20 protein-coding genes and 1 pseudogene are annotated in these 25,943 nt (G+C 68.9%); 9 read left to right on the top strand and 12 right to left on the bottom strand.

Going from position 1 to position 25,943, the window contains the following annotated elements:
- Nucleotides 1-42: 42 nt before the first annotated feature.
- Nucleotides 43-1,188, bottom strand: a complete 1,146-nt coding sequence (locus tag ON38_RS10480) for an acyl-CoA dehydrogenase family protein (RefSeq protein ID WP_039824360.1) — start codon at nucleotides 1,186-1,188, stop codon at nucleotides 43-45.
- A 231-nt stretch (nucleotides 1,189-1,419) separates the two neighbouring features.
- Between ON38_RS10480 and ON38_RS10475 the strand changes: the two genes are divergently transcribed.
- From ON38_RS10475 to ON38_RS10465, 3 genes are all read left to right on the top strand, one after another.
- A complete protein-coding gene (locus ON38_RS10475; RefSeq protein WP_039824359.1) occupies nucleotides 1,420-2,850 on the top strand; it encodes an SDR family NAD(P)-dependent oxidoreductase in 1,431 nt (476 codons plus the stop codon).
- A 40-nt stretch (nucleotides 2,851-2,890) separates the two neighbouring features.
- Nucleotides 2,891-3,274 carry a DUF2784 domain-containing protein gene (locus ON38_RS10470; protein ID WP_039824358.1) on the top strand — a complete coding sequence of 128 codons (384 nt, stop codon included), beginning with the start codon at nucleotides 2,891-2,893 and terminating at the stop codon, nucleotides 3,272-3,274.
- A 91-nt stretch (nucleotides 3,275-3,365) separates the two neighbouring features.
- Complete coding sequence (locus ON38_RS10465; protein WP_245563990.1) at nucleotides 3,366-4,718, top strand: CoA transferase; 1,353 nt, start codon at nucleotides 3,366-3,368, stop codon at nucleotides 4,716-4,718.
- Nucleotides 4,719-4,737: 19 nt separating this feature from the next.
- Here ON38_RS10465 and ON38_RS10460 read toward each other — a convergent pair whose 3' ends face one another.
- The 5 genes from ON38_RS10460 to ON38_RS34055 form a co-directional block, all read right to left on the bottom strand.
- Complete coding sequence (locus tag ON38_RS10460; protein WP_039824355.1) at nucleotides 4,738-5,070, bottom strand: hypothetical protein; 333 nt, start codon at nucleotides 5,068-5,070, stop codon at nucleotides 4,738-4,740.
- Nucleotides 5,071-5,125: 55 nt separating this feature from the next.
- Entirely contained in the window at nucleotides 5,126-6,100 is a 975-nt protein-coding gene (locus ON38_RS10455) for a GlxA family transcriptional regulator (protein ID WP_039824354.1), read from the bottom strand.
- Between the two features lie 573 nt (nucleotides 6,101-6,673).
- Nucleotides 6,674-7,321 (bottom strand): Rv0361 family membrane protein, encoded by a 648-nt coding sequence (locus ON38_RS35945; RefSeq protein ID WP_157181722.1) that lies wholly within the window; start codon nucleotides 7,319-7,321, stop codon nucleotides 6,674-6,676.
- 147 nt (nucleotides 7,322-7,468) lie between these two features.
- Nucleotides 7,469-8,494: a transglycosylase SLT domain-containing protein gene (locus ON38_RS37440; protein WP_051164580.1), complete on the bottom strand. Its 1,026-nt coding sequence runs from the start codon at nucleotides 8,492-8,494 to the stop codon at nucleotides 7,469-7,471.
- Nucleotides 8,495-8,743: 249 nt separating this feature from the next.
- A complete protein-coding gene (locus tag ON38_RS34055) occupies nucleotides 8,744-9,778 on the bottom strand; it encodes a phage tail tip lysozyme (protein WP_051164579.1) in 1,035 nt (344 codons plus the stop codon).
- Between the two features lie 218 nt (nucleotides 9,779-9,996).
- On the opposite strand from ON38_RS34055, the gene ON38_RS10430 reads away from it, so the two are divergent.
- The 3 genes from ON38_RS10430 (at nucleotide 9,997) to ON38_RS34050 (ending at nucleotide 14,110) form a co-directional block, all read left to right on the top strand.
- Nucleotides 9,997-10,548 (top strand): dihydrofolate reductase family protein, encoded by a 552-nt coding sequence (locus ON38_RS10430; RefSeq protein ID WP_039824350.1) that lies wholly within the window; start codon nucleotides 9,997-9,999, stop codon nucleotides 10,546-10,548.
- Nucleotides 10,549-10,689: 141 nt separating this feature from the next.
- Nucleotides 10,690-12,951, top strand: coding sequence for a glycoside hydrolase family 3 C-terminal domain-containing protein (locus ON38_RS10425; protein ID WP_039824349.1), 2,262 nt, complete (start codon nucleotides 10,690-10,692; stop codon nucleotides 12,949-12,951).
- Between the two features lie 112 nt (nucleotides 12,952-13,063).
- On the top strand, nucleotides 13,064-14,110 hold the full coding sequence (locus ON38_RS34050) for a CE1 family esterase (RefSeq protein WP_157181721.1): 1,047 nt from the start codon (nucleotides 13,064-13,066) through the stop codon (nucleotides 14,108-14,110).
- 6 nt (nucleotides 14,111-14,116) lie between these two features.
- Here ON38_RS34050 and ON38_RS10415 read toward each other — a convergent pair.
- The 5 genes and pseudogenes from ON38_RS10415 to hpnE all read right to left on the bottom strand — a co-directional run bounded on the left by ON38_RS10415 (nucleotide 14,117) and on the right by hpnE (nucleotide 21,560).
- Nucleotides 14,117-15,012 (bottom strand): annotated as a pseudogene (locus tag ON38_RS10415) (NAD(P)H-dependent flavin oxidoreductase).
- A 139-nt stretch (nucleotides 15,013-15,151) separates the two neighbouring features.
- Nucleotides 15,152-17,377, bottom strand: coding sequence for an acyl-CoA dehydrogenase family protein (locus tag ON38_RS10410; RefSeq protein ID WP_051164577.1), 2,226 nt, complete (start codon nucleotides 17,375-17,377; stop codon nucleotides 15,152-15,154).
- Nucleotides 17,378-17,507: 130 nt separating this feature from the next.
- Nucleotides 17,508-19,109 carry a GMC oxidoreductase gene (locus ON38_RS10405; protein ID WP_051164576.1) on the bottom strand — a complete coding sequence of 534 codons (1,602 nt, stop codon included), beginning with the start codon at nucleotides 19,107-19,109 and terminating at the stop codon, nucleotides 17,508-17,510.
- 288 nt (nucleotides 19,110-19,397) lie between these two features.
- Nucleotides 19,398-19,916: an SRPBCC family protein gene (locus ON38_RS10400; RefSeq protein WP_306306664.1), complete on the bottom strand. Its 519-nt coding sequence runs from the start codon at nucleotides 19,914-19,916 to the stop codon at nucleotides 19,398-19,400.
- 270 nt (nucleotides 19,917-20,186) lie between these two features.
- Complete coding sequence (gene hpnE / locus ON38_RS10395) at nucleotides 20,187-21,560, bottom strand: hydroxysqualene dehydroxylase HpnE (RefSeq protein WP_039824348.1); 1,374 nt, start codon at nucleotides 21,558-21,560, stop codon at nucleotides 20,187-20,189.
- A gap of 66 nt (nucleotides 21,561-21,626) precedes the next feature.
- On the opposite strand from hpnE, the gene ON38_RS10390 reads away from it, so the two are divergent.
- The 3 genes from ON38_RS10390 to ON38_RS10380 all read left to right on the top strand — a co-directional run bounded on the left by ON38_RS10390 (nucleotide 21,627) and on the right by ON38_RS10380 (nucleotide 24,833).
- Nucleotides 21,627-22,853, top strand: coding sequence for an oxygenase MpaB family protein (locus ON38_RS10390; RefSeq protein ID WP_039824347.1), 1,227 nt, complete (start codon nucleotides 21,627-21,629; stop codon nucleotides 22,851-22,853).
- A gap of 188 nt (nucleotides 22,854-23,041) precedes the next feature.
- A complete protein-coding gene (locus tag ON38_RS10385) occupies nucleotides 23,042-23,803 on the top strand; it encodes an SDR family NAD(P)-dependent oxidoreductase (RefSeq protein ID WP_039824346.1) in 762 nt (253 codons plus the stop codon).
- Nucleotides 23,804-23,951: 148 nt separating this feature from the next.
- Nucleotides 23,952-24,833: an acyl-CoA thioesterase gene (locus tag ON38_RS10380; protein WP_039824378.1), complete on the top strand. Its 882-nt coding sequence runs from the start codon at nucleotides 23,952-23,954 to the stop codon at nucleotides 24,831-24,833.
- Between the two features lie 21 nt (nucleotides 24,834-24,854).
- Here ON38_RS10380 and ON38_RS10375 read toward each other — a convergent pair whose 3' ends face one another.
- Complete coding sequence (locus ON38_RS10375) at nucleotides 24,855-25,883, bottom strand: oxidoreductase (RefSeq protein WP_083872513.1); 1,029 nt, start codon at nucleotides 25,881-25,883, stop codon at nucleotides 24,855-24,857.
- Between the last annotated feature and the right edge of the window lie 60 nt (nucleotides 25,884-25,943).

The raw sequence follows: 25,943 nt of genomic DNA, 5'->3' as shown, positions 1-25,943 counted from the left end.
CCGGGCGCGGCGGCGGTGACGGCGGCGGCCGGCGGTTCGAGGTCAGAGTCCACGCGCGATGAGGTCCTTCATCACTTCGTTGCTGCCGGCGAGGATGCGCAGCACCCGGGCACCCGTGTACAGCTGAGAGATCGGGTACTCGGTCATATACCCGTAGCCGCCGAAGAGCTGCAGGCAACGGTCCACGACCACACCGAGTTGATCGGTGGACCAGTACTTCGACATGGCGGCCGACTGGATATCGAGTTCCCCGCGCAGGTGCCGGCTGATGCAGTCGTCGAGGAAGACCCGGTTGGTCCGGGCGATGGTCGCGCATTCGGCCAGTTCGAACCTGGTGTTCTGCATGGCGAACAGCGGTTTGCCGAAGGCCTCCCGGCCCTTGGTGTATTCGACGGTCAGTTCGACCGCGCGTTCCATCATCGCCACCGCCATGATGGCGGTGACCAGCCGTTCCTGGGCGAGCAGCTGCATCATCTGGTAGAAGCCCTGGCCCTCGGTGCCACCGAGCAGGTTCGCCGCGGGAACCCGCAATCCGTCGAAGAACAGTTCGGCGGTGTCCTGCCCCTTGCCGCCGATCTTGGACAGGATGCGGCCGCGGGTGAAGCCGGGGGTGTCGTCGCCGACTTCGGCGAAGAGCAGCGAGACACCGGCCGCGCCCTTCTCCGGGTCGGTTTTGGCGGCGATGATGATGCCGTCACAGAGCCAGCCGTTGGAGATGAAGATCTTCGAACCGGTGATGACGTACTCGTCGCCCTCGCGGACGGCCCGGGTCTTGATCGCCTGCAGATCCGATCCGGTGCCCGGCTCGGTCATCCCGATGGACAGCACCATCTCGCCACTGCTCGCCTTGGGCAGAATCCGCTTCTTCAGCTCCTCGGAGCCGAATTCGGCCAGATAGGGCGCGATGATCGAACTGTGGACCGGGATTCCGAGGGCCCCGTCACCGGCGCGCACCTGTTCCTCGATGATCGCGGCCTCGTGGGCGAAGCTGCCGCCCCCACCACCGAATTCCTCCGGGACCGCGGGGCACAGCAGACCGAGTTCACCGGCGCGGCGGTAGAGTTCCTTGTCCGGATGGCCCTGCTCGATGAACTTCTCCTCATGCGGCACCACTTCCTTCTCGAAGTAGTTGCGCGCGAGTTCCCGTACCGCCTCGACCTCGTCGTCGCTCCATGCGGGGCGTGCCATATCCGCGTCCTCTGTTCGTGAAAACCCAGCCCGGCGCCGACGCGCCGGATCGTCCGGCAACGACTTTCCCGCACTATTGGCGCGATGTCAACGAGGTGCGTTCCCACTTGTGGCGAAGCGGCCGGAGCCGGCGCCCGGTGATCCCGGCGGCCCGGCTCTGCTCACACTCCAGCAGTTTTGCCACAATGGTGCGCACGCTTCCCCAGCTCACGAAGGAATTCCTCCGCACCGATGGCCGCGCCCAGTATCGACCCGAACGACCTCGCCACCTGTTTGCGCGTTCTCGACCAGGCAGGACAGCTGGATCCCGGCCATCCGGATTCGACCACCGTGCAGCGCGCGGTCGGCCGGATGTTCAAAGAACTCAAACGGCAGCGGCGCACCGCCGCCCGGCAGGCGAAACTCGCCGCCGACCGCGCGGTGGTCGCCGCCACGGCCACCGGTTCACCGAACCGGATCGACGACGAGACCGCGGGTATCCCGATCAGCTCCAGCACCACCGGCGCCTCGGCCGGCACGCTCCTGCGCCCTCGCGGCTGCTACATCTGCAAGGAGAAGTACACCCGCGTCGACGCGTTCTACCACCAGTTGTGCCCCGACTGCGCGGCCATGAGCCACGGTCGCCGCGAGGCCCGCACCGACCTGACCGGCCGGCGCGCGCTGCTCACCGGCGGCCGGGCCAAGATCGGGATGTACATCGCGCTGCGGCTGCTGCGCGACGGCGCGCATACGACCATCACCACCCGCTTTCCCAACGACGCGATCCGCCGCTTCGCCGCCCGGCCCGACAGCGCCGACTGGCTGCACCGGCTGCGTATCGTCGGAATCGATCTGCGGGATCCGGCCCAGGTGGTGGCGCTCGCCGACGATGTCGCGGCCCAGGGCCCGCTCGATATCCTCATCAACAACGCCGCGCAGACCGTACGCCGCTCTCCCGGCGCCTACAGTGCCCTGGCCGCCGCCGAGGACGGACCGCTGCCCTCCGGCGAGTTGCCCGAGAAGGTGACCTTCGGGCAGACGACCCGCGCCCATCCGACCGCGCTGACCGCCTCGCTGACTCCCACCTTGGCGGCTGCCGACGTGGCCGAGCTGGCGCTGGTGGCCGGGTCGGCCACACCCGAACGCATCGCCCGCGGCGTGGCGATCGATGCCGGGGGCCTGGTGCCCGATCTCGCCCACACCAACAGCTGGGTGCACACCGTGGGCGAGGTGGACCCCACCGAACTGCTGGAAGTGCAGCTGTGCAATTCGGTCGCCCCGTTCATCCTCGTGTCCCGGTTGCGACCGGCACTGGCCGCGGCGGCCGCACGCCGGAAGTACGTGGTGAACGTCTCGGCGATGGAAGGCCAGTTCTCCCGCGGCTACAAGGGGCCCGGGCATCCGCACACCAATATGGCGAAAGCGGCGCTGAACATGCTGACCCGAACCAGCGCGAAGGAAATGCTCGAAACCGACGGCATCCTGATGACCGCGGTGGACACCGGCTGGATCACCGACGAGCGACCGCATTACACCAAGATCAGGCTCGCCGACGAGGGGTTCCACGCCCCGCTGGACCTGGTGGACGGCGCGGCCCGGGTCTACGACCCGATCGTGCGCGGCGAAGCGGGCGAAGACCTCTACGGCTGCTTCCTCAAGGACTACCGTCCCTCGCCGTGGTAAACCCGGTGCCGTAACGCATCCGAGGACATACCCTGGAAGGGTGTGGTATCGGGTGATCGCGGATATGGTCGCTGCCCTGCATCTGCTGTTCATCGGCTACGTGGTGGCGGGCGGCTTCCTGGCGTGGCGTTTCCCCCGCACGATCTGGTTGCACGGGGCCGCCGCGGCCTGGGGTTTCGGCACGGTGCTGGTCGGCTACGACTGCCCGCTCACGTATGCGGAGAACTGGGCGCGGCACCGTGCCGGGGTGTCGGGGTTGCCGGCGGAGGGCTTCATCGACCACTACCTGACCGGGGTGGTCTACCCGGAGAGCATGCTCACCGAAGTGCAGTTGCTGGTGGCGGCCGGTGTGCTGGTGTCGTGGGCCGGGCTGTGGTGGCGCGCCCGCCGTCCGCACGGACCGAGCGCACGGGTCGCCGGCTGAGCCGCGCCCGCCGGTGACGGTGTGATGAAAATCGCTGTGCCATCGGATGACCGGGCGTTCTCCGGGCTCGCGGCCCAGTACTGTCGGTGCGGTGGACGTGGGCGCACGGCTGGTCCGTGATTACGAAGACGGGGCAGGCGTCGGCGGCTCGGGCCCGGTGAACTGGCCCGACCCCGGGCAGTACCTCGCCGCCACCCTTCCGGTGTGGGGGCTGGCCGCGGGATCGGTCCAGGCGTTCGTCGCGGCCGCCGACCGGTACCGCCGCGCCACTGGAACCACACCGATCCGGCATCGGCTGAACCCCGAACGTATCGCGGCGTCCTTCTCCAGTGACCGGTTGTTGCGGATCGACGATGCCCCCGTCGAAGGATTCGCCGACCTGTCCGGCTTCTTTCCCACCTTCGACGGCTGGGTGCGGACCCATGCCAACTATCCACATCACCGCGCCCGGCTGCTGTCCGCACTCGAACTCCCCCCGGACGCGCCGCGTGAACCGGCCGAAGTCCAGATGGCTATGATCCGCGCCGCCGACCTGGAAGAACTGGCCGCGGCCCGGGGCGCGATCGTGGCCCGGGTACGCGACGAAGCACAGTGGCGGGCAGAGCCGCAGGCCGCGGCGGCCGGCGCCGGCCCGCTGGTCGCGCTGGTGGAACGCAGCGACCGGCGGCGGTACACGCTGCCGATATCGGGGACCCCGTACCAGCCGCTACAGGGCGTGCGGGTACTGGACCTGACCCGGGTGATCGCCGGCCCGGTGGCCACCCGGGCGCTGGCGCTGCTCGGCGCCGAAGTACTGCGGGTGGACCCGCCCGGGCTGCCGGAGATCCCCTGGCAGTACACCGATACCTGCCAGGGCAAATATTCGACTCTGCTCGACCTGCGGTCGTCCGCCGCGACGTGGGAGGCGCTGCTCGACTCCGCCGACGTGCTGGTGACCGGCTATCGACCGGGCGCGCTGGAGCGGCTCGGCCTCACCGGACGGCCGGGGCTCGTACATGCCCGGGTGAGCGCCTGGGGTTTCACCGGGCCGTGGGCGGGCCGGCGCGGTTTCGACAGCATCGTGCAGGCTGCGACCGGGATCGCGGTGATCGAGGGAGCGTCCGCGGTGCCCGGCGCGCTGCCCGCGCAGGCACTGGACCACGCCTCGGGCTACCTGCTCGCGGCCGGCATAGTCGACGCGCTCACGGGCCGCGTGGGCGATGGCCGCGGCCGGGACGTGCGGGTATCACTGGCCCGCACCGCGACCTGGTTGCTCTCCCAACGAGGCCGCACACCCGAGCATGCGGCGCCGGCGGTGCCCGGCGTCGGCAACAGTGTGACCCATGGACGGGTTGCCGGCGCAGCGCCGGCCCTGGCCGAATATCCGGACTACCCGTTCCCCGCGCCGGGCTACGGTCGCGCCGAACCCCGATGGAGGGAGAAGCGGGTACCCGGGCACCGCTGAGTTCGCGCGCGGTAGAGGCTCACAGACCGGTGGCCAGTCGCACCACGACCTGGTCCTGGGTGACCTCCTGCACCGTCAGGTTCAGCCCCTGCACCGAGCCCGACTCGCCCATCGCTATGGTGACCGGCTGGCCCGCCACCGACAGGGTGACCAGTTCGCCCTGCACCGAGGTGAGTTCGGTGTCCACGCCCAGCACGCTGATCTTCGCCTGGACACCGCGCTCGAACGTCACAGTGCAGCCGCTGACCTCGCATTCGCTGCGCGCCCCGGGACCCGTCGCGGTGCAGGCCACGCTCCCCAGCGACGCGGCGGCAACGAGCAGGAGGGCGGCGGTCAGCCGTCGAACAGACATGCGGACAGTGTAGGGATCAGGACGCTCACCGCCACCGGAACCGGACGAACCGGCCTCACCACGGAAGGCGGTGGGCGCGGATCTCGGCCAGGGACAGGCCGCGCCGGCGGCGGGCGAGGGCGCGCAAGGCGCTGGCGTTGACGTATCCGACCTCGCGCGCGACCGAGCCCACCGTGAGCCCGCCGGACCGTAGCAGTTGAGTGGCCCGATCGAGCCGGATATCGTCGGCGAAATCCTTCGGTGACATGCCGAGCGCGGCGCGGGTTGCGCGTTGCAGACTGCGTTCGGTGACACCTAGTTCACGTGCGGCGGTGGCGATCAGGAACTGTTCCGAGAGATGGTCACGCACCCAGCGTTCGTAGTCGGCGATCAGCGAATTACCGCGGGCAACCACCTCGGGTATCGCATAGGGCGCCTGGCTGGCCCGCGACCCGACGGTGAGGTACCGCATGGCCCGTTCGGCCAGCTCCGGGCTGGTCCGGTAGATCAGGGACAGCGCCATATCCATATGCGAGAGCGAAGCCCCCGCAGTGGTGATCCCGTCCCCGTGGCAGACGAAACAGCTCTCGTCCAGCTGGACCCGGGGGTAACGCCCGCGGAAACAGGCGCCCAGCCACCAGCTGGTCGTCGCCGGGGAGTCGTCGAGGACTCCGGATTCCGCCAGGAAGAAGGTCGCGGTACAGGCGGCGGCCAGGTGCACACCCCCGGCCCGTGCCGCCCGGATGTGCTCGAGGACCGGCAGGTGTTCGGCAGCCGTGACCAATTCCACCAGCGGCTGGGGTTCCAGGATGTCCACCGCCGCCACGGCGAGCGCGTCCAGCGACACCGGGATCTCGGCCAGCGGAGTGGTCGGCACGAGATTTCCACTGCCCGAACGCACCGAGGAACCCAGCGATACCGTGCGGATATTCCAAGGTGGCGGCGGATTCCGTAGTTCCTTGCGCAGCGCGTTGGCGGTGCCGAACGCGCCGAGCAGTGCGCCCAGGCCGAAATCGGCCACACCGTCCACCACGAGAATTCCGACATCCACGCCCGGAGGATACGGTTCGGGTCCGTCGTTCGAGAAACCGGACGGTCCCTATGGAGGCAGAATCCGGTGGCCGCGCATCGATCACCCGCGCCGTGTCGCAAACCGAGCGTTTCCTGTCGCATCCGCCCCTCTTACCCGGCCTGCCCGAGCCCGTAGGGTCGGGGACACAGAACGGTGCCGGTCGCCTTCGCGCGGCCGGCACCGTTCGCGTGCCGCCACCGAACACACCCGTGACCGCCGACCCACCGGATCGCGAGGCCGGTCCGTGGACGACGCTCGGCACCGCGCGAGAGCGCCGCCGTGCCGCCGGTGCGGCACGGCGAACGCCGGTCATCGTCGGGCCGGGCTCCGGCAACGAACCGCACAGCAGCCGCTCGGAACCGACAGCGTGTGGGAATGTATGGCTGCGGCGCTGCGGGGTGCGCCGCAGCCTTCCATTCGCATACGCCTGCCGTGCGGCGAGGGCCGTCACCGCCACGGAGGTTCGGCGAGACAAACCCTCGCGACACGGCGGAACTCGGCGATGGGTCGCACCGCGTCGCCGAGTTCCGCCGGGATTATCGCGCCGCGGGTCTAGCGGCCACCCAGGCCGAAGCCCGAATCGTCCATCTCGATATCCGGATCAAGGATGCCGCACACCTTCCAGCCGCCATCCTCCTCGACCAGGTCATAGGTCATGGTCGTGGTGGTCGAGGTGCCCATCACCTCCATGGATATCTCCATGGTGAAGGTGCCCTTATCGCTGCCCGCGGGTACATCGACACTCTTCAGAGTGGTCGTCGACTCCGGGAGGTCGACATCGGGAACGTCTGTCGGCTTCGTCGGGTTCTGCTGCTCGTACTGCGAGATCTCGTCCAGATCGGCCGCGCAGACGAGATCCTCCGGATCACCCTCGTGATCCACCCAGGCCTGGGCGACATCCCGGGGATCGTCGTAACCACCACCCACGACCGAACCACCGCCATCGCTGAACAGGAAGAAGGCACCCACCCCGACGGCGATCAGGACTACTGCGACACCACCGACGACGAGCGCGATCCGGCCACCGTTCCCACCGGAACGCGGAGGCGGGCCTCCGTACCCTCCGGGGGCTCCGTACTGCGGCTGACCGGGCGGGTAGGGCTGACCGTACTGTCCCGGGTAAGGCTGCTGTCCCGGCACGGGCTGTCCCGGATATGGCTGCTGATGCTGGTACGGATTGGGCTGTTGCGGGTGACCCATACGGAAGTCCTGTAATCCTTGCTCTCCTGCGCGTCACCGGAGTGGCGACGCGTCCGATTTCTAATTCCCTCACGACGAGGTGGCGTTAACATCGCTTCCGGACACCGCCGGTGACTCCAGACCTCGTTCTCCCCCTGCCGATTACGATCAGTACCCGACGTAACCGGCGCCGTGGGACATATTGACGATTCCGGGCACATTCTCGAGCGACCCATAGCGGTCGATGGCGTACGCGGTTCCCGCGCAGATGTTGTCGACCGGATTCCAGATATCGGTATGACCGGGCAGGGCGTGGGCGTTGAACGTCGGATCGATGGTCTGCATCAAGCCCTTCGACGGAGTCCCGGCCTCTGCGTTGCTGTCCCACAGGTTGATCGCGTTCGGGTCGCCGCTGGATTCCTTCTCGATCATCGTGGCGATGATGGCCGCGTCGGAGTCCTTGATGTCGTAGCCGTTCTCGCGCAGCACCTCGATGGCCTGGCCGATCCACTGGGCCAGGTCGCCGGTGGGCATCTTGGTGGGCCTGCCGGAGGTACCGGTGATCTCGCCACCGGACCCGGAATCATCATCGGACCCGGAGTCGCCACCGTCCGAGGACTGCCCGCCCATGAGCGGACTCACCGGGGAGCCGCTGCTCAGCGGGGCGCCACTGCTCGCCGGAGAACCACCGGCACTTCCCGACCGGTCCTGCGGCACCTGCAGGGACTTGTTCTCCAGTTCGTTATGTGCGGACTGCATCTTGCGGACGGTGGCGCCGATGGTGTTGTCGATCGCGACGACGGCGTCGAACTGCTGCCGGGAGGTGGGATTGTCCGGGACACCTTCGGTGATCTCGATGACCGCGTCGCGCAGGTCCTCGAAATATCCGCTGACGCCGTTGGCATCGTCGGCGGCCAGGGCCGCGAGTTCGGCGATCTGGTTGTCGAGGGTGTTCCAGTCCTCTATATAGGTCGCGACCTGCTGATCCAGCAGTTCGTACTTGTCCGCGAGGTCACCGTCACCGGGCCGCTCGCCGGCCAGGCGGGCGAACTGCTGGGCGGTGAGACTCGTCGCGGTACGGTCGCCGAGCCCGTCTTCGAGCGCTTTGAGGACCCTTTCGGCGTAGTCGATATAGGGGTTCAGCAGCGGAGCGTTGTACGGACGACGGAGTGTCCAGCTCTTTGCGACGACCATCGCCCTCCGTCCCGCGCCCAGTACACCACCACTTTCTCAGCAGAGTTCCATTCGGCGCGTTGCCGAGCATCCCCGCCGGTGAGAAGTCTGTACAAGGATGTCGGCGGTACCACGCCGGAAACCGGCACGGCGTGATCGTGGAGAACACGGCGGGCATGGACGATCCGGCACCGGCCGTTCCGCCTCCTCTACGCTTCTGCGCATGGGGCCGACCCGGCCTCGCGTCGTGCGAACCGAAAATGCGCCGGATTACGCCAGCACCGAGGAATCGGTGGAAGGAGCGGAGTTGGCCATACTGGTCGCGATGCTCTCGGCATTGGCGATCCGTTGCCCGCGCGCCGCGCCGGAGCTTCGTTCGTAGTACTGGTCGAAGACCGCCGCGGCGTCGCCGGCGGTCGTGGTGCTCTTCAGTCTGTTCATGGCGCCCGATTCACTGGTTTCCAGTTCGTGCACCATGAAGTCGATCTGTGTCTCCCAACTCGTCACATCCTGGCCGCGGGAGGCCGCGAACGCTTCGAGATTCGCCCGGCGACCGCCCAGCCACTGGGCCAGACCGATCGCGCCCTCACCCGGGTTGTAGGCGCCGGTGTCGAAACCGGACTCCACCTGGAGGTTCCCGAGAATACCGGCCGCCTGCGCGGGAGTGAAGCCCTTCTTGATCAGGTAGTCGTACATCTCCTTCACCTGAGCCTTCTCGCCCTCGCCGATGGGCTGGGGGGAGGCACCGCTGTAGGCACCGCTGGTATTCGTGAGACCGGGAACGTAGGGCGCGGCCCCGCCGTTTCCCGACCAGTTCTGTGCGGGGACCTCGGTGGATTTGCCTTCCAACTTCGCATACGCACGCAGAATCGCCTCGTAGGCGACGCCGACCGCGTCGTCCAGCGCGTTCACGGCACCGATCTGACGGGCCGGAGTGGGATTGTCCGGCACCGACTCGGTGATCTCGATGGCGGTGTCGCGCAGTTCCTCGAACTCCCGGCTCACCGCATTGGCGTCTGTGGCGGCGAAGCCAGCGATGAAACCGATCTGGTCATCAAGGGACTCCCAATCCTCCTGGTAGCCGTCGACCTGTTTCATGTTGAGGTCGTACTGCTCCCGCAACGCGCTCTCGCCGGGACGCTCGCCCGCCTTCTTCACCAGCTTCCCGGCATTCAGTGTTTGCGCGTTCTTGTCACCCAGTCCGTCTTCCAGCGCCTTCAGCACCTTCTCGACATAGGTGATATAGGGATTGAGAATCGGCGCGTTGTCCGGACGATGGAGCGCCCAATCCTCTTTCGGAGCCATCGTCCACCTTCCTCGACCCGATACGACACCTGCATAACAGGATTCCATCTCGCAACCCGGCCACCCTCCCGCTCCTGAGAATGGGCGCCGTGGAAGCTCACCGGGCACCGATGAGAAATCCCGCCGGGTCACGTCTACCCGAACGAGACCGACGAGCCCCGGCGGCTCACCCCGGACGGGCCGGCCGACGCCGAGCCGCAGCCAGAAAGGACATCATCATGGGAACCATCGCCGTGCACGAATTCGTCTCCCTCGACGGGACGTATGAGGACCCGTCGTTCACCTTCGAGTTCGGGTTCGATCCGCAGATGGGTGAGACACTGGCGGCGATCACCGGAGCGGCGAAAGCGATCCTGCTCGGTCGCAATACCTTCGAGATGTTCGCCCCGGCCTGGTCCACCCGCACTGTCGAGGACGATCCGGGCGCCCCGTTCTTCAACGACACCGTCAAGTACGTCGTGGGCGCACGAGAACCGCAGGTCGAATGGGCCAACAGCGTCTCCCTGGGCGCCTACGATCCGAGCCGGATCCGCGCGCTGAAGGACGAGACCGACGGCATCATCTACATCAGCGGTAGCGGCACTCTGGTGCGGGCGCTGCTCGCCGACGGCCTGGTCGACGATCTGCACCTGTTCGTCTATCCCATCGCCCTGGGTAAGGGGGAGAAACTGTTCACCGACGGGGGCGCCACCACGAAGTTCGCTCTCAAAGGCCACGATGTGTACGCCAACGGCGTGGTGCATCTGGACTACGGTCCGGCCGGGTCCTGACACGGTGATGGCGGTGGGGGCCGACCCGCGGATCGGTACCGGTCACGTGGCCGGCCGTCACGCCCCCGCAGGTCGTATCCACCACCACACCGCGCCCGGCGGCTAGGTTCGACAGCAGTGCTGAATCACAGGAGGAGTCGTATGCCGGACCCGAGCGCATCCACCCCGGACGACCTCGTCGCCCCGCTGTCGGTCGAGCAACGCGCCCGCTTGGGCAGTGGACGCGACTTCTGGTCGACCGAGCCGATCGGGGATATCCCGTCGATCACCCTCTCCGACGGCCCGCACGGTCTGCGCTATCAGGATCCGGACCGGGCCGGTGACGCGCTGGGCATCGGTCCGAGCATTCCGGCCACCTGCTTTCCGCCCGCGGTGGGCCTGGGGCAGAGCTGGGACCCGGAGCTCGCGGCCCTGGTGGGGGCGGCGATCGGCCGGGAGGCCGCGGCGGCGGGTGTGCACATCGTGCTGGGGCCCGGGATCAATATCAAGCGCGATCCGCGCTGCGGCCGCAATTTCGAGTACTACTCCGAGGACCCCCGGCTCACCGCCGCGCTGGCCACCGGCTGGGTCCGCGGACTCCAGCAGCAGGGGGTGGGCGCGTCACTGAAGCATTTCGCGGCGAACAACACCGAACACGAGCGGATGACCTCGAGTTCGGACGTCGATCCGCGCCCGCTGCGCGAGATCTATCTGCACGCGTTCGGGCACGTGGTGCGGGAAGCCGCCCCGTGGACGGTGATGTGTTCGTACAACAAGATCAACGGTGTGTACGCGGCGCAGAACCGCTGGCTGCTCACCGAGGTGTTGCGCGAGGAGTGGGGTTTCACCGGTGTGGTGGTGAGCGACTGGGGCGCGGTCGACGACCGGGTGGCCGCGGTGGGCGCCGGACTGGATCTCGCGATGCCCGGCGCGGACGAGGCGGGTGATGGGCGCGTGGTCGCCGCGGTCGCCGACGGCTCGCTGGACCCGCGGGTGCTGGAGGCTTCCGCCCGCCGGATCGCCGCCCTCGCCGTCCACGCCGCCGGCACTGCCGATCCGGAGACCGGCTGGGACGCCGACGAACACCATGCGCTCGCCCGCAGGGTCGCGAGCCGCTGCGCGGTGCTGTTGAAGAACGAGCACGACCTGCTACCCCTGTCGCCGACCGGGCATATCGCGGTACTCGGTGAATTCGCCACCGAACCGCGCTACCAGGGCGGGGGTTCGTCGCATGTCGCCGCCACCCGAGTCGATATCGCGCTCGACGAGATCCGCGCGCACGCCGGACCGGCGACGATCGGCTACGCGCGCGGATTCGATACCGGGTCCGATTCCGCGACAGCGGATCTGCGGGCGGAGGCCGTCGAGGCGGCCGCCCGGGCCGATGTCGCCGTACTCTTCCTGGGACTCGCGGCCGCACAGGAATCCGAAGGCTTCGATCGTGACCATATCGAGCTGCCCGCGGATCAGGTCGAGCTACTGCACGCCGTCCGCACGGTACAGGACCGTGTGGTGGTGGTCCTGGCCCACGGCGGTGTACTGCGGCTGGCGCCGATCGTCGATGCCGCGGACGCGATCCTGGACACCGCGCTGCTGGGGCAGGCAGCCGGCGGCGCCGTCGCGGATCTGCTGTTCGGTATCGCCGCGCCGTCGGGCCGGTTGACCGAGACGGTGCCGCTACGGCTCGCCGATGTGCCCGCCTACGACAATTTCCCGGGCGAACACGGTCATGTCCGGTACGGGGAGGGCATTTTCGTCGGATACCGCTGGTACGACCGCCGCGAGCTCGAGGTGAGCTTCCCGTTCGGGCACGGGCTGACCTATACGACCTTCGATTACGCCGAACCACGCGCGGTCGCCGATGCCGACGGGGTCACGGTGACGGTGCGGGTGACCAACACCGGCGCCCGCGCGGGCCGGGAGGTGGTCCAGGTCTATACCGGTCCGGTGGCCTCGTCGATGCTGCGCCCGCCCCGGGAGCTCGGTGGTTTCGCGGCGGTGGAGCTGGAACCCGGTGCGGCGGGTGAGGTGACCGTGCGGATACCCCGGCGGGAATTCGCCCGCTGGCACGAACCCGCCGGTCGCTGGGTCGTCGAAGGCGGCGAATACCTCCTGTCCATCGGCCGTTCCAGCCGTGACCTACCGGTGCACGCGACCGTCCGGATCGACGGCGACGAGGTCCGGGTGCCGCTCACCAGGGAGTCGTCGTTCGCCGAGGTCATGGCGAATGCGGTGGCCGGGCCGGAACTGGGCGCGAAACTCGGGCCGCTGATCGGTGAACCCGGTACTTCGGCGGGCACCGATCTGGGAGTGGATATGGCGCGGATGATCGGTTCCATCCCCATCGGGCGGATCGCGCTGAACCTGGGTGGGCTGATGACCGCCGCGGAACTCGACGATCTGCTGGCCCGCGCCAACGGCTGAAGCGGGGACGGGAGCCCATCCCGGCTGGTCGACGGAGGCATGTCGAGACCCCTGATCGACCGAATTCTCGATTGCGGCGAGCGAATTACTTCGATTTGCCATGATCGTCACCATGTTCGGAAATCCTGTTATCGCCGGGCGCGGGCGAATTCTGCGTATGGCCGGGCGACGAGCCGTGCCGGTCGTTCTCGCGGTCGTCGTATCCCTCGGTCTCACGGCGAGCCCCACCCATGCCGAACCCGCGGTGCCGGCGCCACTCCCCTCGGCGGGGTGTTCGGCACCGCAGCCGCCGCCCGGCACCGAGGCGATACTGTTCGGCGCCCGCGGTATCTCCGGTGTCTACGGCCGGGACGTTCCCGCGGACACCGGCCGGCCGCTGCCGGTGGTCCTGGATCTGCACGGCTACCTCGAACCCGCGGTCATCCAGTACACGAGCACCGAGTTCGGCTCCTACGGACGTACCCACGGCTTCGTCACCGTCACCCCGCAACTGCTGCGGCCGGGCCTGCCGCGCTGGGACTTCGGCCGTGGTTCGGCCGATATCGGCTATCTGGCGGATCTGCTCACCGAGGTGGAATCCACACTGTGCGTGGACACCCGGCGGATCTACGCCACCGGGCTGTCCATGGGCGGTTTCACCACGTCATCACTGGGCTGCCAACTGGCCGACCGGATCGCGGCCATCGCACCGGTCGCGGGCCTGACCGATTTCGCGTGGTGCGCGCCGGCCCGGCCGATTCCGGTCATCGCCCTGCACGGCACCGCCGACCCCATCGTCGCCTACGCGGGCGGTACGGGTCCCAACGCCCGACTGCTCCCCTCGCCGGACGGATCCGGTTCGGCCGACCCCGGTCATCGAGGGCCGGCGGTGGAAGGTCCGGGCCCGCACCCGATTCCGGAGAACGCCGCCGCCTGGGCCCGGCGCAACGGATGCGCGAGCGATCCGGTCGACCGGCAGGTCACCGACGATGTGGTCCACTCGGCGTATCCGTGCCCGGCGGGAGCCGAGGTCCAGCTGTGGTCGGTGGTCGGCGGCGGTCACCTCTGGTTCGGCACTCCGTCGGAGATCTTCCCGGCGGCCCTGGTCGGCAACGATACGAACTCGATCGGCGCCACCACGCTCATCTGGGACTTCTTCCGCGCACACGCACTGGGCTGAGCTCGATCAGCCCAGTGCGGCGAGCCGCTGCCGGGCCAGGGCGTACTCCGCGGCGAGCCGGTCGACGACGGCCGCGGTGGGACCGATCTCGGTCACCGCGCCGATACCGTGCCCGGCGCCCCAGATATCGCGCCACGCCTTGGCCTCGCCGGAGTTCAGGAATTCCAGCGACCCGGAGCCGTCCCCCGGGTCCCCCAGCGCATCGGGGTCCATTCCGGCGGCGACAATACTCGGCCGCAGGTAGTTGCCTTTGACGCCGGTGAAAAAATCCGTGTAGACGATATCCCCGGCGGTGCCGGCGACGATCATCTTCTTGTACTCGGGCACCGCCGCCGCCTCGTCGGTCGCGATGAACGTCGAACCCACATAGGCGAAATCGGCGCCGGCGGCGAGAGCGGCGAGCACGCTGTCACCGTGCGCGATGGCGCCCGAGAGGGCCAGCGGGCCGTCGAACCACTCCCGGATCTCCCGGATCAATGCGAACGGCGAGACCGTCCCGCCGTGACCGCCTGCCCCGGCGGCCACCGCGATCAGTCCGTCGGCGCCCTTGGCCACCGCCTTGCGGGCGAAGGCATCGCTGATGACATCGTGCAGTACGACTCCGCCGTAGGCGCGGATCCGCTCGTTGACATCGGCGCGCGCGCCCAGCGAGGTGATCACGGTCGGCACCCGGAACTCCTCCAGGATCGCCAGATCCTCCAACAGGCGCGCATTGCTCTTGTGCACGATGAGGTTCACCGCGTACGGCGCCGCCCCCGGGGGTGGCGGCCAGTTCACCGGTGATCCGGGTGAGCCCATTCCCGCAACTTCTCGGTGCTGCGCGCATTGAGCGCCGGGAAGGAGCCGATGATCCCCGCTTTCGATTGAGCGAGGACCAGTTCGGGTCCGGACACGATGAACATGGGGGCGGCGATAACGGGTAGGCGCAGGTCGGCGCGCAGGATCGCGGGTAGTCGCTCGGTCACGTCACCGACGGTAACAGGGGCGCCCGCCCTCAGTTGCGAGTCGATTCGCGGCTCCGGGCAGGCCGAGGCCCGGGCGTTATCTCCGGGGCAGGCCGAGCACCAGCGTCGCGATGGTGTTGAGCTGGATCTCCAGCGTCCCGCCGCCGATGATCCAGGTCGGGATATCGAGCTCGTGGTGTACCGGTTCGGAGACCGCCTCGCCCAGGGCCCCGGCGGGGCCGATCAGGTTCAGGGCGGCCGCCGCGGCGTCGGTGTGCAGCATGGAGGCCGCCGCCTTCGCGACACTGGTGGCCGGCCCGACCGGTTGCCCGTCCAGCCGCCGGATCGTCTCGCGCAGATTCAACGCCGATACGGCCGCCCCTCGGGCGCTGATGCGGCCGAGCGTGCGCAGCGCGTCCTCACGACTGCCGGCGTACTCCGCACGCTCGATGATCTCCCGGATCCGTTTGTTGTGTCCGGGATCCCGGACGCCGCCGATGAACAGCCGTTCCTGCGCCAGCGTCTCCAGGGTCAGCGTCCAGCCCTGACCCGGTTCGCCGAGGACCATCGAATCGGGCACGAAGGCATTGTCGAAGAAGACCTCGTTGAACTCGGCATCACCGCTGGCCTGGGTGATCGGGCGTACCGTCACTCCGGCGCCGTGCATATCGACCAGGAACATGGTGAGCCCGCGGTGCCGCTCGGCGTCCGGATCGGTGCGGCCCAGCAGCAACCCCCAGTCGGCGCGGTGGGCGAGCGTGGTCCAGATCTTCTGACCGTTCAACTCCCACCCGCCATCGACGCGGGTGGCCCGCAGACTCAGGGAGGCGACATCGGAGCCGGCTTCCGGTTCGCTGAACAGCTGGCACCAGATCTCTTCGCCGCGCAGCGCCGGAGCGGCCAGCCGGGCCAGTTGTTCGGGTGTGCCACGGTGCAGCACGATGGGTACCACCCACTGACCGATTCCCATGGACGGCTGGGCGATCCCGTGCCGGTCGAATTCGTCCTGCAGTATCAGCTGTTCGAGGGGGCCGGCCTCGATGCCGTAGGGCCGGGGCATCGGCGGCGAGACCAGGCCGTGGTCGGCCAGCAGCGTACGGCGCGGACCCGGGTTCACCGCATCGGTGTCGCCGATCTTCGACGGGCCCGGGTTGTCCAGTTCCGCAGCCCGGTCCAGGATCTCCGAAACCTGTTCCCGGAAGGCGGAATCGGTTTCGGGCAGCGGTACGGTGAAGGTGCGCGGACCGTGCAGGGCCGTCTCGCCCAGCCGCAGTTCCCACGATTCCACCGGCCCGGCCAGCGCGGCAAGCGCGATGGCCCGCCGCCAGTAGAGGTGCAGATCGTGTTCCCAGGTGAACCCGATCGCACCGTGCAGACCGAGACATTCCACGGCCGCGTGCACGGCGTTGCCGAGGGTGGTGAGCGCCGCCCCCGCGACCGCGTGGGTCCGCTGCCGGGCGTCGTCGTCGAGGCCGCGAATCGCGTCCCAGGCCGCCGCCGTGGCGAGTTCGCTGGTGATCAGCAGTTGCGCGGTGCGGTGCTGGACCGCCTGGAAGGCGCCGATCGGCCGGCCGAACTGGGTCCGCGAGGTGACGTAGGCGGTGGCGGTGTCCGAACACCAGCGGATCACCCCCGCGGCCTCCACCGCGGACAGCGCCACGGCGACCGCGCCGGCCCGCTCGGTATCCAGTGCGACCGGCGTATCGACGGCGACCGAGGTGAACCGGATCTCGCCGATATCGCGGCCCAGGTCGGCCCCGTCCTGCACCACGACCTCGAGTCCCGCGGCGGTCCGGTCGACGACGAACCACCGGGTCTGCGCGCCGGACGCCGCGGCCACCACGAACAGTTCGGCCGACGCGGCACCCAGCACCGGCCCGGTGGTGCCGCTGAGCTGTACGGCATCGCCGGCACCACCGTCCACCGTGATCGCGTGCTCGGGCGCGACGAGCGTGCCGGTCGCCCCGGCGGCGAATTTCCGCAGCAGGGCATCGACGCGGTCCTGCCCCGCCGCGGCGGCAAGCACCGCGCTGGCGACCACCGTGGGCAGCAGGGGCCCGGGCAGCAGCGCCCGTCCGGATTCGGCGACCACCACCGCGAGATCGCCGAGTGTGCCGCCCTGGCCACCGATCGATTCCGGCAGATGGATCCCGGCCAGGCCGAGTGCCACCAGATCGGGCCAGAAATCCGGCCGCTCACCCGCTTTCAGGTGTTCGGTGTTCTCGCGGAGGTATCCGCGACCGGCGCGGCGGTCGGCGAATCCGGTCACGGTTTCGGCCAGTGCCGCCTGGTCGGCGGTCAGCGCTACAGGCACGGTTCTCATTCCGGTCGAGGGGAACGGTCTCGTTCCCGAGCGGGTTCGGGATTCTTCGATTAGAACCTGTTCTACTCGCGGTGGAGCGATTCGCACAACCCGGATCCGAATGAGCCGGCCGAACCGAATAAGGCTGCCGTCAGATGACCGGCCCCACATCCCGGGCGACCAGGTTGTCCATGGCCCGTTCGGCCACCGCGGCAATGGTCATCGACGGATTGCAGGCGGCGGCGTTACCCGGAAGCAGCGCGCCATCGAGCACATACAGCCCCGGCTGATCGTGGACCCGGCCGTCGAGATCGCACACGGTCCCCATACAGGCACCACCCAGCGGATGCCAGGTCGAGGGGAACGCGCGATTGGTATCGCCGATCACCGATGCCGGCCCGGCCACCCTGCGCACGGTCTGCTCGATCCGGCCGTACTGGATGGCCGCGTCACCGTCCGCGGGCCAGGACAACCGGGAGCGGTCGGTGGCCGGATCGTAGACGAAGCGGCCCCGCGCCTCACTCACCCCGTAGCCGACCAGCATGGTGGTGTGCGCGTCCATACCCAGCGGTGGAATCGAGGCCTGGATGACGGTATGCGCCGTCGCCGGGTCGTCCCAGTTCAGGCTGCCGTACACGACCGGCCCGCCCTGTTCCGGGCCGAAGTCCTCGGCCAGGTCGGTCCAGGTGTAGATCCGATCGGCATTGGTTCCCCACCCCGCGCCCAGTTCGTCGGGCATATCCGGGACCAGCCCCTTGGCCGCGGCCCGCATCAGCAGGTCGGTGGTGTTGAGACTGCCCGCGGCCATGATGAGGGCCTTGGCGGTGAGAATTTTCTTCTCCAGCACCCGCGCGGTCTCGTCGGTCCGATCGACATGGACCAGCCAGCGGCCGTCCGGGCCGCGCTCCACCTCGGTGACGTTGTGCATCACCCGCACATCGACCAGGCCGGTGGCCTCGGCCGCGGCCACATAGGTCACATCCACCGAATGCTTGCCGCCGTTGTTGACCCCGAAAGCACCGGCGCCGTTGGTGTAGGAGGCCGTCATTTCACCGCGGGTCTCGGCGAGGGCGAAATTCCAGTCGATGGGCATCGGGATCTTGGACACCGGCAACCCGGCGGCCGCGGCGTTCCTGGCGAAGGTACGGGCGGCCTTGTAGTGCGGGTGGGCGATCAATTCGTCGGGCGCCACCGCCAGCCGCAGCATGGCTGCCACGCGTGGATAGTGCACGCGGTCCATCAGCCGCCAGTCCAGTTCCTGCGGGAAATGGGTATTGAACACCGCTTCGCTCGGTTGCAGCGACATTCCCTGGTAGAGCAGGGAACCACCGCCCAGTCCCGCCGCGCACAGCGCGGTCATGTTCTCGCCCACCACCGCGTCGAGCAGTCCCGTGTAGGGCTCGAGCGCTACCGGTTTGCCGAACAGTTGCGGGGCCGAACCGTGCCAGAGTAGTCGCCGGTCCGGGTTCAGGGGATTGCCGAAGGTGTCCGCGTTCGGCCCGGTGGCCCACCGTTTTCCACGTTCGAGCAGCAGAACCGGGGCACCGGCCTGCGCCAGCCGCAGCGCGGCGATCCCGCCGCCGAATCCGGAACCCACCACGATCACCCGATGTTCCTCGCGCACAACGGGAGTGCGCCGCCGCGGGGCGCCGCTGCCGGGTTGCGCGGAGGCGACGGCCGTGCCGGCGACGGTGAGACCGGCGGCCGCCGCCGCGGTACCACCGAGAAATGTACGCCGTGAGAATGCGGACAAGGACGACCTCCGAACAGCTGTGCACGACTCCGCGCCGACAGCCACCCCCGCTCCGCCGCGTCCCGGAACGCGGCGGCCGGGACAGCCGACAAGCGGAGTGCCCGTGGAGCGTCCCCCGGGCGAGGTCAAAAGTAGACACCTGTCGGGACGGGTGTCAATAACCAATCGGACGCTCGGCCGAGTACCGAGCCGTGCTCACGATGCGCCTTGTCGCAGCAGTTCAGCGGCCTGTTCTGGCCCCCGCAACGAACGCCCTGTACACCTGTCCATCGCAGGCGAGAGGCTGGTTCAGGCCCCGCGGGCGACCTCGAGTTCGGCCTTCATCCGCTCCAGCGTCCGCCGGATATTGCCCTTCTGGAATTCGGCGAAGCCGCGTTTACCGGTGGCGATCCGGTCGAACCACAGCGCGGGGGTGTCCGGCCAGCCCGCACGATCGTCGTACCAGGTCTCGGTGATCCGGGTACCGTCGGCCACCTCCTCGAACCGGTACTCCCAGGTGGCCACGGCCACCGGCAGCAACGGCTTCCACACGCCCCACCGGCGGACCTCGAAGACGAACCGGCCGGGCCGCTCGGCCACCACCACCGTGCAGCCGGTGTGCCAGCGCATGACGCCGCGCCGGTTGGCGCCCACGAATTCCATGCCGGGATACGCCGGCCGGCCCGGCTCCGGGACCACGGCCCCGGTGTTCTCCGGGCTCCACCTGCCCATCTGCGTCACATCGGTCACCGCATCGTAGGCGGTCTCCGGATCGATATGCACCACGATGCTGTCGGACACCTGGGTGGTCCGGGAAATCTTCACCACGGTCGTACTCCTTGTCGCCCCGTCCTCCTCGTCGATCCTAGGCACCGCGGTGTCCGCTCCGAGGGCGACGGACGGCGGCCCGGCCGAGCTCACGGTCTCGTCCGGACCGGAACCGAACGGGCCCGTTCCCGGGAGGCACGACCACCGGGCGGATCAGCGCGCGAGCGGCGTCCGTCACCGCAATAGACGCCGCACCCGCGCCGGGGGGCCAGGCGAATGCGCCCACCGGGCAGCCACAGACGGACGCCGCAGCGAGCGCGGCCGCAATCCTCAGCGACGGCGATCGGCGGCGTCGGCATGCTCGAGCAGTGCGGCTACCGCGCGCTCCGCGCTCTGGGCAGCACTTTCCATCGTGGCCGACCAGTCGGTGCGGGTCCAGTCGCCGGCCAGTACCAGATTCGGCACCGAGGTCCGCTGCTCCGGGCGCAGCCCCGTGGTGCCCAGTACCTGTGAGAACGTGGCCTTGGGCATTTTCACGACCTGGGCGTGTACCAGTTGCGCCGCCGCGGCTTCGGGATAGTAGCGCCGGATCAGTGCCAGCTGCTCCGCGATGATCTCGTCGTTGCTCTTGTGGATCTGTTCGTAGGCGCCACTGGTGGTGAGGCAGTAGAGCCAGGCACCGCCGGGCGCCCGGCCGTGCATACGTTGCCGGTCGAAGACCTCGTCGATCACGCCGGTCCCGCCGATCAGTGCTTCCATCGCGGTTTTCGTGCGCAGCGGCCGGTCCAGGTACAGGTTGGTGCTGACGATCGGGGTCACGCCCAGTTTGTCGGCGGCGGCGTAGATCTCGGCGTGTTCGGGTAGCTCGTCGAGCAGACCGTGGATCCGCGAATTGGGTACCGCGCAGACCACCGCGTCGGCCGGGATCTCGGTCCCGTCGGCCAGTCGCACGCCCGTCACCAGGCCGTCGGTGATCAGGATCCGGCGGGCCACCGCCCGGAAGCGGACGTCGACACCGTAGCGGGCGAATGCCCGTTCGGCGCCGGTGATGTAGAGGGTGTCCAGGTCCACGGTCGGATACCCGATGGTGACACCGACCCGGTCCCGCGCTCCGATGCGGATACCGGTCGCCAGCACGTCGGCGAACACCTTCGCCGATTCCCGCTGCACCGGTTCGGCCGCGATACCGAGTGCCAGCCAGTCCCACAGCGCCTCCCGCGCTGTCGCGGGCATGCCCACTCGCTCGAACCACTGCTCGGTGGTGATATCGGCCAGATCCGCGGGCTGGAACAGGGCCTGCCGGCCGAGCCGGATCGTCGCGCGCAGCGCCCGGAGCCGGTCGAGCAATCCCGCGTCGGGGTGGGCGCCGAGTAGCGTCCGCACCGCGCGGAAACCCTTGGTGTGCAACAGCACCGCGCGTCCGCCGGGCCAGCGCAGTGTCCCGGCGCCCGGGAATTCGAGGTGCTCGCGGGTCCCGACGCTGTCGAGGTAGCGGAACAGGCTGCGGTAGCCACTGGCCACCACATGCTGACCGTTGTCGGGGGTGTCGCCGACCTCGGGGACCTCCATCGCCTGGGTGCGGCCGCCCAGCCGGGGCCGCCGTTCGAGCAGGGTCACCTGCTTGCCGGCCTCGGCCAGCCATACCGCCGCGGCCAGGCCGGCGAGCCCGCCTCCGATCACGACATATCGACGGGCATCGTTCATCTGCTACTCCCGGACCTCGCGAACCCCATGATTGACACAATGTAACGCAGTCCATACATTCGTTTCATGGGTTCCGACAACACAGGCGCCGCGATTCCTACCCGCCACCCCGCCGCTCCGGTCCGGGTGCCGGGACTGCGACCGTTCGCACTGCTGATGGGTATCGGCGCGCCCGACGCCGAGCAGTGGGACGCCATGGGCGCCTCCCTGCTCGTCGGGGACGAACCGATGGATTCGCTGGTCGACTGGATGATCGCGACGGGGATGGACACCACCCGGCCGCTGTTCGAACAGGCTTTGCACGCCGGGATCGATTCGGTCCCCGACGCTCCCGCCCCACTACGCGAATTCTTCACCACTGTGGAGACACCGCCGGCCTGGCTGGACGAGCAGGCACTACGCCGCGGCGAACAGGTCCTGCGTCGTGGCGGATTCGATGGGTTGTACCTGGCGCGCGACGTCTCCTTCCTCGGCGGCTATCTCGCTTCGGGTTTCAACAAGACCCTGCTGCGGACCGGAGCCCTGGAGAAGGGTCCAGCGCAGCGGTTCGCCGAAACCATGCAGTGGGCGCTGGACGTCCAGAACGGAATGGAGAAGTTCGGTCCCGGGTACCGTTCGACCCTGCACGTGCGCTTCGTCCATTCGCTGGTCCGCCGGCACGTGGGCGCCATGCCGGACTGGGACGGCGAGGCCTGGGGATTGCCGATCAACCAGACGGATATGGCGGCGACACTGGTCGGCGCCCTCATCGCACCGTTCATCGGCGGGATGGCGATGGGGATCCTGCCGTCGCGGGCGGACCGGGAAGCGGCCGCTCACCTCGCACGCTATGTGGGGTGGCTCATCGGTGTCGCCGACGAATGGCTACCCACCGGGTTCCGTGACAGTGTGCGGATCCTGTACCACTGCATGACCGCCATCACCAACCCGGACGAGACCACCCGCCGGCTCGCGCTGCCGATGGCGAACGACCCACTCACCTGGACCTACCCCAACCTGCCGTGGCTGCGCGGCAGAATCGCCCGCGCACAGCACCTTTCGATAGCCACCATGTACCTGGGTCCCACCGCCATGCGCAAACTCGGGCTGTGGCCGTACATGCCGCCGTGGTATCCGATGCTGCGGTTGCCGGTCAATCTGGTCCGCAGCGCGGCCACCCGGATCAGCCCGGGTGCGCGAGCGCGTGCCGAAGCGCGGGGCATGCGGGAACAGGAAGCGTTCCAGCGGATGCTGGTCGGCTCCGGACCGGCGACCGTCGGACTCTCCGCGCGCAATCTCCAGACGAGCGCCTGAGCCCGGAGAGCCGGGCAACACCACCCCGATCCGAAGACATCCGCTCGGCCGGTCCCAGAGCGCCCGACCGGCACTTTCACCGAGACTTCTACGAAAATTGTGGCCCGGTCGCACCCCGCCGCTATAACGTAGGCCGGTATACGTTCGGCGTGCGACGACCGGGCATCACACCGAGAAAGACAGGGACAATGGAGATTCAGGGAACACGTGCAGTCGTCGTCGGCGGCGCCTCCGGAATGGGACGGGCCAGCGCCGAGCTCCTGGCCGCGCGCGGGGCGAAGGTCGTGATCGTCGACCGGACCGCCAGTGAGGGCAACAAGGTCGCGGCCGATCTCGGTGGTTCCTTCTTCGAGGCCGATGTCACCGACCATGCGGGAGTCGAAACCGTGCTGGCCGACGCGGTGGCCGAACTGGGCGGCCTCGATATCGCCGTCAACACCGCCGGCGGCGGGATCGCCAAGCGCACCCTCTCCAAAACAGGGCCGCACGATCTGGAATCGTTCACCCAGATCATCGATCTGAACCTGATCGCCACCTTCAACCTCAACCGGTTGCAGGCCTGGCATATGAGCCAGGGCGAACCCGATGCCGACGGCGAACGCGGCGTCATCATCAACACCGCGTCCATCGCCGCCTTCGAAGGCCAGATCGGGCAGGTCGCCTACACCGCCGCCAAGGCCGGTATCGCCGGTATGGCGTTGACCATGGCGCGCGACCTCGGCTCGGTCGGGGTCCGGGTCCTTGCCATCGCGCCGTCGCTCTTCGATACCGGCATCCTCGCCGGAGTGCCGGAGGAGATGGTCACCCCGCTGGTCGCCGGTAATGCCTTCCCCAAGCGAATGGGCCGCCCGGAGGAGTACGCGAAGCTGGCCGCCGCCATTGTGGAGAACGGCATGCTCAACGGCCAGTGCCTGCGCCTGGATGCCGGAATGCGCTTCGCGCCCAAGTGAATCGCCACGAACCGGGGTACGGCCGGGCCGTGCCCCGGACTCGTGCGGGGAGTCGGCGCCCGGCCGTACCGGATACCCGCACCATAATGGGATCCGACCTTGTCCGACACCGCGGCACATGGCCGTATCGTGCCCCACGGAGGTGGCCATGACCCTGGACAGCGTGCGGCCCGTGGAGTCGGTGGCCGACCGGCTCGCTCTGGAACGCGTCGGAGACCACCGTTTCCGCGGACGCACCCACGACGGACCCGCACGGCGCAGCTACGGCGGCGAAGTCGCCGGTCAGGCGGTGCTGGCGGCAGGGCTGACCGCCCCGGCGGACCGGCCCATCCATTCGGCACAGACCTATTTCCTGCTGCCGGGCGACACCACCGTCCCCACCGAGTTCGTGGTGGAGCCGGTGCGCGACGGCGGCTCGTTCTCCACCCGGCGGGTCGAGGCGATCCAGAACGGTCGCGTGATCTTCACGATGCTCGCCTCGTTCCATCGGCCCGAGGAGGGGGTGGCCCACCAGATCGCCGCGCTCGACACCCCCGGTCCCGACGATGTGCCCGATCTCGGGGAGGTCTTCGCCGGGCACCCCGAAGCACTGCGCTGGACCACGACATTCCTCGACGCGCTCGGGGTGGACGCCCGCTTCCCCGATCCCCCCGCCCGCGCGCACGCCATGCGCGGAGCCGCGTCCGAACCCCGGCAACGGGTGTGGCTGCGCACCCGCGCGCCGGTGCCCGAGACGAATCTGGAGCAGGCGGCGTGCCTGATGTATCTGAGCGATCTGTTGCTGCTCTCGTCGACCACCGGACCGCACGGCGAGACCCTGCGCGACCGTGAACTCCAGGTCGCCACGGTCAACCATTCGATCTGGTTCCACGCTCCGCTGCGGGTCGACGAATGGTTCCTGCACGACCAGTACGGCCGCTGGGCGGGTGGCGGCCGCGGGCTCGCACACGGCGAGATCGTGGACCGGGCGGGCCGGCTGTGCGCGACCACGATGCAGGAGGGACTGATCCGTCCCCGTACCGCCCGCTGATTCCGCTGCCCGGCCGCGTGGTTACGCGCTCTCGCCGGCCGCTTCCGCCTCCGGGACCGCCCCGGCGCCGCGTACCGGTGCCTCGCCCACGACCGGGCGTTTCGGCGCGGCGAGCGCGAACTCCACACCGGTCAGCTCCTCGGCGACCGCCCAGAGCCGACGCCCGGCCGCGGGGTCCGCGGCGCCGGCGGGCACGGCCAACCGCACCGGCGGGCCGACCAGTCCCCACCGTTGCACCGGACCGTAGAACCCGGCGCCGGGCACCTCCGGGTCGAGCGCGGCCCGCAGCAGGGACCGGGCGCCCGCCTCCGGCGTCTGAGTGACCAAGCGCGCGAGCGTCATCACCACATCGCTGTAGGCGATCCGCACGAGCAGGCTCTGATCGCGCAGGATGGTCGACCGCACCCCGCCCGGATGGGCGCCCACCGACAGCGCTCGCGAATCCACGGCCGTCAATCGGCGCTGCAATTCGACCATGAATGTCATGGAGGCCATTTTCGAACGGGAGTAGGTCACCAGGCGGCCGAAGCTGCGCTCGGACTGTAGATCCTCGAAATCCAGTGCCGCATTGCGGCGTCCGTTACTCAGGCTGCCCACACTGACGATCCGGCCGGCCGGTGCGGCGGTGATCATATCGGCCAGTTGCGCAGTCAACGCGAAATGCCCGAGGAAGTTGATGCCGAAATCGCTCTCGAAACCGTCGGCGGTCGGCGTCCAGGTACCGGCCACCACGCCCGCATTGTTGACCAGCAGGTCGATACCGGGGAGCTCGCCGTGCAATCGTCGCGCGCAGGCGGCGACCGAGCTCAGGTCACCGATATCGACGTGCGTGGTACGGATGTCGGCGCCCGGTACCGAATCCTCGATATCGGCCTTCGCCGCCGCGGCGGCGGGATCGTTGCGGCAGGCGAGCACGACCGTCGCACCCCGGCGGGCGAGTCCGCGGGCGACTTCGAGTCCGATGCCGGTGTTCGCACCGGTCACCACGGCGATACGGCCCGACTGGTCGGGCGCGTCGGCCACTGTCCACGGTTCGTTCGAAGAGCTCACGGCATCTATCCAGTTCCCGCGCGATTCACGCCGCCCCTCGACCCGGAGGATCACCTTGCG

This window comes from Nocardia testacea NBRC 100365 (genome assembly GCF_000308775.1).
GTDB lineage: Bacteria > Actinomycetota > Actinomycetes > Mycobacteriales > Mycobacteriaceae > Nocardia > Nocardia testacea.
This window is presented reverse-complemented; position numbering and strand designations above follow the sequence as displayed.

Coding starts and splice junctions, on each gene's coding strand:
- ON38_RS10430 (WP_039824350.1), top strand. CDS start 9,997: ATGGGAACCATCGCCGTGCACGAATTCGTCTCCCTCGACGGGACGTAT.
- ON38_RS37440 (WP_051164580.1), bottom strand. CDS start 8,494: ATGGTCGTCGCAAAGAGCTGGACACTCCGTCGTCCGTACAACGCTCCG.
- ON38_RS34050 (WP_157181721.1), top strand. CDS start 13,064: ATGTTCGGAAATCCTGTTATCGCCGGGCGCGGGCGAATTCTGCGTATG.
- ON38_RS10425 (WP_039824349.1), top strand. CDS start 10,690: ATGCCGGACCCGAGCGCATCCACCCCGGACGACCTCGTCGCCCCGCTG.
- ON38_RS34055 (WP_051164579.1), bottom strand. CDS start 9,778: ATGGCTCCGAAAGAGGATTGGGCGCTCCATCGTCCGGACAACGCGCCG.
- ON38_RS10460 (WP_039824355.1), bottom strand. CDS start 5,070: ATGTCTGTTCGACGGCTGACCGCCGCCCTCCTGCTCGTTGCCGCCGCG.
- ON38_RS10475 (WP_039824359.1), top strand. CDS start 1,420: ATGGCCGCGCCCAGTATCGACCCGAACGACCTCGCCACCTGTTTGCGC.
- hpnE (WP_039824348.1), bottom strand. CDS start 21,560: ATGAACGATGCCCGTCGATATGTCGTGATCGGAGGCGGGCTCGCCGGC.
- ON38_RS10390 (WP_039824347.1), top strand. CDS start 21,627: ATGGGTTCCGACAACACAGGCGCCGCGATTCCTACCCGCCACCCCGCC.
- ON38_RS10480 (WP_039824360.1), bottom strand. CDS start 1,188: ATGGCACGCCCCGCATGGAGCGACGACGAGGTCGAGGCGGTACGGGAA.
- ON38_RS10410 (WP_051164577.1), bottom strand. CDS start 17,377: ATGAGAACCGTGCCTGTAGCGCTGACCGCCGACCAGGCGGCACTGGCC.
- ON38_RS10385 (WP_039824346.1), top strand. CDS start 23,042: ATGGAGATTCAGGGAACACGTGCAGTCGTCGTCGGCGGCGCCTCCGGA.
- ON38_RS35945 (WP_157181722.1), bottom strand. CDS start 7,321: ATGGGTCACCCGCAACAGCCCAATCCGTACCAGCATCAGCAGCCATAT.
- ON38_RS10380 (WP_039824378.1), top strand. CDS start 23,952: ATGACCCTGGACAGCGTGCGGCCCGTGGAGTCGGTGGCCGACCGGCTC.